This is a genomic window from Bacillus sp. JJ1532, assembly GCF_036965085.1.
In the GTDB taxonomy this organism is placed as follows: Bacteria; Bacillota; Bacilli; order Bacillales; family Cytobacillaceae; genus Cytobacillus.
The window spans coordinates 50,503-54,666 of sequence record NZ_JBALOW010000015.1 but is presented as its reverse complement, the minus strand read 5'-3'; the positions used below and the strand labels follow the sequence as shown (position 1 = coordinate 54,666).

Here is a 4,164-nt window from a genome sequence, read left to right as displayed (position 1 = left end):
ATAATAAGGATGATGAAGGGTATCTTAGTGATGTTTCTAAATATCAATTTTTAATTAAAAGGGCCATTATCGAAGATAGAATCAGCGAAGTTGAAGAATTATTGGTACCTTCACATTTTCTGCAGTCAATGAAGGAACTCTATGATGTTCATAAAAACTATGATGATGTAATTAACTTAGCAGACCGAATCTTGCAAAATGAGAACTTTATTGATAGACACATAAAAAATGAAATCAGGTATTATTTATGTATGTCACTTGCTAGAAATAAGGATGATAGGTTTAAAGAGGAAATACAACTTATTGATGGTGCTGAACATGATTTTCTCTTTGGATTTTACTATAGGCAAATCGGTAAAACAGACAAAGCTATAGAAAGATATGAAGCGGCCTTAGCAAAGAGAAAACCATTTGCAAGGGCGCAAAGAGATTTAGTCCAAGTCTATTTAAGCGTAGAGGATTACGATACAGCATATAAGTTAGCTAAAGAAAATTATGAGGACGACAAGAAAAGAAATCCTTTTCATATTCATGCTTATTTCACAAGTTTACTTAGAGGGCCAAGTATACCTGATAAAGTGAATATTCTAAGACGATTAATTGATGAGTTGCGTATAAATAAACATGAAAATGCTAGAGAGTTCTTTTATAGATGTAAAGCTCAATTTGAGGCTATCATTAATAATAATGAAAGACAAGCAATGCTGGATATAAATGAAGCTATTGAAGAATTTCCTAAGAATCATAGGGTATTAATTGATAAATTTCATATATGTGCGAAATTCCATAATGAAAAGGAAATGGAAAATATAATTAAAATATATCAAGAGCGATATAATTTAAAGCAAATATATAATCATAACACAGTTATTAAATTTAATATTTTATTATTAGCTATCAGGGGAGAATATGATAAAATACCTTCTATGGCTAGAAAATTAAAATCCTATCCCGAAGAGGCACTTGATAAGCTAATTTTAAAGTATACAAGTCCATTGGAAGAATTTGCTGCTGGGAAAGAATAAATTTTGTAATTAATGTGTAACTTACAATGTTTTATTATGATTTTACATTGTAAAAAAACTTTTATATTGTAATTTATTTCATTTATAGTTAGGTAAACACTACTACATCAATCTGCCATCACTATACAAGCCATTTAGAGTGCGTAGCAGCGTAGCAAATTAATACTAAAATAGTCAAAAGCCCATTTCCTTTTTAGAAATGGGTTTTTACATCAAATGTAAGACTAATTTTAGAAACTATAAATTAGACAGGCTATGTCGAAATTCGGGTAGTAACAGACGCTATAGCTCTTTAATTTTCCGGGAACAGGCATTTTTTGTTCTAAAAACCACTCAATTGAGTGATTTTTAGTCTCGCATTGCCCCTGCTTCACGCGAAGTCATCGCCCCTTGCCCTTCACTTACATCTTTCCTAATTTCCTGTTTTACTTTCTGCGGATCCGTTCCAGCTAATCCTGATTGCATCTTAGAACCAGAACCCAAATTCTTATTAGCTTGTTGATTCGATTGCATACAATTCCTCCTCAATTGATGTCTTAACCTTCATATTATTTACCAATACCACTTATATATCCCGAGGATTTACACCTTCGCTCAAGTGACGGCTGCATTTTTCAATGATTACAATCAGAAATACGCATGAGTTTTACCATTCGAGGCAATCATTTTAATGTATAATAACCAGTACAATTTGATCGGAAATTATCTACAAGTAGTAAATAACAAGGGGAAACAAATGACAACAACCAAAACACACATCAAAGAATGGCAGCAAGCCTTGCAACAAGAGATAAATCACTTAAAAAAGTTTGGCGGGAGCCGCTACTCAGTTATAAATGGACGACTATTATCAAACGACGGTCCGTATAGCTACTATTTTGATACAGCCATCTCATTAAGAATCCCAGTTGGTTCCTCCATAAAATTGGAATGGGGAACGATGAAAAGCAGTGGAAAGGTGCTTTCCTCTGAAGGCAGGGGAATTATTCTTGCCTTAGAGCAGAACTTTGGCGACCTCATTCCGGATGCGTATTTGCTGCATGATCCTTGGGAATTGCTTGAACAATTAATTGAGCGCTTGGATGAAATCAAAAAAAGCAAACTGAAGCGGCTAAGAGTGAAAAGATTGATGAATCCTTCCATGGAAACGAAACACCCAGAGGAAAAGATCCAGAGTAATGTTCATGAATTGGTTTTACGGTCCAAATATAATCCGGCCACGTTCGTCTGGGGGCCCCCGGGTACCGGTAAAACATACACCCTGGCCAGAACAGCAGCTAATAAATATTTTCAGAAGAAAAAAGTATTGATTTTGTCGCATAGTAATCAAGCTGTTGATGTCTTAATGGGGGAACTGACTGATTTTATAAAAAAGAAAAAAAGATTTCGAGAAGGGGATGTGCTCCGCTACGGTGGGAACATAGGGGATACTCTTTCGGCCCATCTCGACATTACGACAAATATGATGATCGAAAAGCAAGATCCGCTCCTTGCCCAGGATAGGGAGAGGCTGGTCGAAGAAAGACGCCACTTAAAGCAAGACCTGGCTCATTCTTTCAGTAAACGAGACTCAGATCATCTGCTGGAACTGGAAACAAAAATTGCCAGGCTGCTGGAAAAGGTCCGGAAGGAAGAAATTCAGTTAGTCAAAGAGGCGTTCATTGTTGGCTCAACGCTGGCAAAGGCGGCTAGTGACAGCGCTATTTATGAACAGGATTATGACCTAGTCATCCTCGATGAAGCAAGTATGGCCTATGTTCCACAAGCAGCTTTTGCCGCATCCTTGGGCAAGAGAGTCATTATTTGTGGTGACTTCAAGCAATTGCCTCCGATTGCCGCAAGCCGGGATCCTCTTGTGGCCACATGGCTGAAAGAGGACGTGTTCCATAAGGCGGGAGTGGTGGAATGGTTGAATGAAGAGAAGCTTCATCCGCAGCTTTTTTTATTAAAAGAACAGCGCAGGATGCACCCTGATATTTCAGCTTTTACGAATCGGTACATCTATCATTCACTGGTTGGCGATCACGAAAGTGTATTTAAAAGCAGAAATAGGATCACAAGCCTTGCTCCTTTTAAAGAGCGAGCTGCTGTGCTTATAGATTCGAGTTTCACGGGCCTGCATTGTATAAGTGATAAAGCAACCAATTCCAGATTCAATCTCTGGCAGCTGCTGCTGTCTTTTCAATTGATTCATGAAGCATATATAGGTGGAGCTAAATCGATCGGGTATGTGACACCATACCGTGCTCAGGCGAATCTTATGGAGATGCTTCTTGAAGAGATATATGAGGAAGAACGCAGCCAAGCGGATATTATTGCAGCTACTGTCCACCGATTTCAGGGAAGTGAGCGGGATGTGATGATCTTTGATACGGTCGATAGTGCCCCGCAAGAACGGGCTGGTATGCTGCTGACTGGCAAGGAAAGTGAACGTTTGATTAATGTGGCTATTACGAGAACGAAAGGAAAATTTCTTCACGTCAGCAATAGAAATTTTATCGAAAAGCATGTTTATCCAAGAAAAACACTGCGGCAACTCGTTGATCATCAAGTAAGGAACAAACAAACGGTTACAACGAAAGAAATTGGCTCGTGGATTCGCAACCAACACCCAAAATTAAGCTGGATGCATGCGCGAAAACTGGAAGCTATTTTTCAAGATCTAAGGTCGGCAAAGTCATCGATTACCATCTCCTTGCCAGAGGGAAGCAAGTTATCTGAAGAATGGACTAAGCAGTTATTAAATAGAGAAAAACGAGTAAAATTGACCATTATTTCGAAACAAAAGTGGAGCAATTCCGATGTCTGGCTAGATCAGAGCTTTCCCTTTCCATTTGTGATCATTGACGAGAAAGTTTTGTGGCTGGGACTTCCGCTTGAAGGTGCCAGGGGAGTCCAGCCTCCTTATGTAGCGGCTAAGCTTCGTTCGAGTAATGTGTGTGAATACTTGTTAAAACAGATTTAGTTAAACTGTTTTCCGAGATGATCGACCTATTTTAGATAGGCGACTTATACCTTTTTAAATTATGTTTGTTAAACGAAAAGTTTCACCAAGCTGCCTTTATTGGCGGCTTTTCTTTTTTAAAATAACTATTTATCGAAAGTTATGAAGTAATTAGTCTAAAAAATCTACTAATTT

At 38.0% G+C, this 4,164-nt stretch carries 3 protein-coding genes; 2 read left to right on the top strand and 1 reads right to left on the bottom strand.

The window, feature by feature from the left end:
* Nucleotides 1–1,025: tetratricopeptide repeat protein (locus V7122_RS06620; RefSeq protein WP_335526098.1), on the top strand; the 1,025-nt coding region annotated here is incomplete at its 5' end.
* Nucleotides 1,026–1,373: 348 nt separating this feature from the next.
* Here V7122_RS06620 and V7122_RS06615 read toward each other — a convergent pair.
* Nucleotides 1,374–1,538 (bottom strand): hypothetical protein, encoded by a 165-nt coding sequence (locus V7122_RS06615; protein ID WP_335355429.1) that lies wholly within the window; start codon nt 1,536–1,538, stop codon nt 1,374–1,376.
* A gap of 223 nt (nt 1,539–1,761) precedes the next feature.
* On the opposite strand from V7122_RS06615, the gene V7122_RS06610 reads away from it, so the two are divergent.
* Nucleotides 1,762–3,990, top strand: coding sequence for an AAA domain-containing protein (locus tag V7122_RS06610; RefSeq protein ID WP_335526097.1), 2,229 nt, complete (start codon nt 1,762–1,764; stop codon nt 3,988–3,990).
* Nucleotides 3,991–4,164 lie beyond the last annotated feature (174 nt).